2 protein-coding genes are annotated in these 1,810 nt (G+C 28.2%); both read left to right on the top strand.

The window, feature by feature from the left end:
- The first annotated feature begins 280 nt into the window (after positions 1-280).
- Positions 281-874 carry a type IV toxin-antitoxin system AbiEi family antitoxin domain-containing protein gene (locus tag ACQV2P_RS08520; protein ID WP_428874601.1) on the top strand — a complete coding sequence of 198 codons (594 nt, stop codon included), beginning with the start codon at positions 281-283 and terminating at the stop codon, positions 872-874.
- Positions 867-1,697 (top strand): nucleotidyl transferase AbiEii/AbiGii toxin family protein, encoded by an 831-nt coding sequence (locus ACQV2P_RS08515; protein WP_428894892.1) that lies wholly within the window; start codon positions 867-869, stop codon positions 1,695-1,697. The genes ACQV2P_RS08520 and ACQV2P_RS08515 overlap by 8 nt, the downstream gene beginning before the upstream one ends.
- Positions 1,698-1,810: the final 113 nt, after the last annotated feature.

Genomic DNA, 1,810 nt, shown 5'->3' with positions numbered 1-1,810 from the left:
TATCATGAGTCCTGGCACAGAGTCCTTTCTATTTTAGTTACCACTTTTAATAGATTGGACTTCTGTGTTTTTATGTAGCAAAAAATAGGGTGGAAGGAAGTGTTTTTCTTCCATCCACCCTATTTATTATAGAACTTTAAAAGCAGAGTAGGAAAGCAGAGCCAAGTAAAATAATGGATTGTGTAATTGAAATAAATTGGATATGAATTCAAAGCTTTGTTGTAAATACACTAATAAAAGTATATAATATAAGTGTAAATGCAACAAGGAGATGAATATAATGAATCATAGAAAGCAAATTGAAAGACATCTTAAAAAGTCAGGTGGTATTATAACATCTACTTATTGCAGAGAAAATAATATACCTACAGTATATTTAAGTAGACTAGTAAAAGAAGGAAAATTGTTTAGAGTTCAAAAAGGAATATATATTACTAAAGATGGTGATTATGATGATTACTATTTTTTTCAATATCAGTATAAAAAGGCAATATTTTCCTATGAGACAGCTTTGTTTATACTTGGAGTAACGGACAAAATTCCATGGATAATGGATGTTACAGTTTACAATGGCTATAAATTTAATGAAAAGCAAGATACACTTAATGTTAATTATGTAAAAAAATCTATTTATGACTTAGGCATTATCCAGAAAAAGACAATGTTTGGAAATACTGTTAATGTTTATTCCTACGAAAGAACACTTTGTGATTTTATTTCTAACAAAGAAAAAATGGATGTTGAAGTTTATGTAAAACTCATTCGTTCATATTCTAAATATAAGGATAAGGATATACATTCTCTTTATGAAATAGCAAGAAAAATGGGAATAGAAGATAAAGTAAAGGAAGTTATGGAGGTGGTATATGAATAAAGCAAAACTAACCGCTATTTGTCACAAGATAAGCAAAGAAACTGGACTTCCATTTAATTCAGTAATGCTATATTATTTTTTGGAAAGCATATTAAAAAAATTATCACAGAGTAAATATCATGAAAACTTTGTTTTTAAAGGAGGTTTTCTTCTATCTAATGTAGTAGGTATAGATTCAAGAAGTACAGTAGATATAGACTTTCTTTTGAGAAATATGCACTTATCAGAAGAAAATATATTAAAAATATTACAAGAAGCACTGGAAACAAAATCTTCAGATGATATATTCTATAAAACACATGGAATAAGTACAATTAAGGAAGATGACCAGTATGGAGGGTTTCGTGTAAGTATACTTTGTAGAATGGAGAATATAAGACAAATCGTACCTCTTGATATTGCAACAGGAGATGTTATTACACCCTATCCCATAGACTATAAATATATAAGTGCTTTTGGACAAAAAGATATTTTAATTAAAGCTTATCCCATAGAAACAATATTAGCAGAAAAAATTCAAACAATTTATTCAAGAGGATTTTTAAATAGCAGAAGTAAGGATTATTATGATCTTTATATAATTTATAAATTAAAAGATAAGGAAATAGAGATTGATATATTAAAAGAGGCTTGTATTCAAACATTTAACTATAGAAAAACGGAATTTGATACAGATAAAATCATCAGTCTAATGGAAATGTTAAAAACAGATGAAGCTTTTTTAAAAAGGTGGCAAGCGTATTCGAAGAAAAATCTCTACGCTAGAGACATAAAGTTTGAAGATGCCATAGATAATGGAATAAATATTATAGAAAAAATATAAAATCAGTAGAGCTATGAAAAGATGAGAGATTGAAGATTTAAGGCTCTATGTCCAATAAGGTTGATGCTATCCAAGGAGATTAAGCCACTAACGGTTGCTTGGTCTCCTTTTCT

The sequence above is a fragment of the Facklamia sp. P12932 genome, assembly GCF_050409545.1.
Taxonomy (GTDB): Bacteria; Bacillota; Bacilli; order Lactobacillales; family Aerococcaceae; genus Facklamia.
The sequence above is the reverse complement of the archived record's forward strand: the minus strand, read 5'-3'. Positions and strand labels throughout refer to the sequence as shown.

Coding starts and splice junctions, on each gene's coding strand:
- ACQV2P_RS08515 (WP_428894892.1), top strand. CDS start 867: ATGAATAAAGCAAAACTAACCGCTATTTGTCACAAGATAAGCAAAGAA.
- ACQV2P_RS08520 (WP_428874601.1), top strand. CDS start 281: ATGAATCATAGAAAGCAAATTGAAAGACATCTTAAAAAGTCAGGTGGT.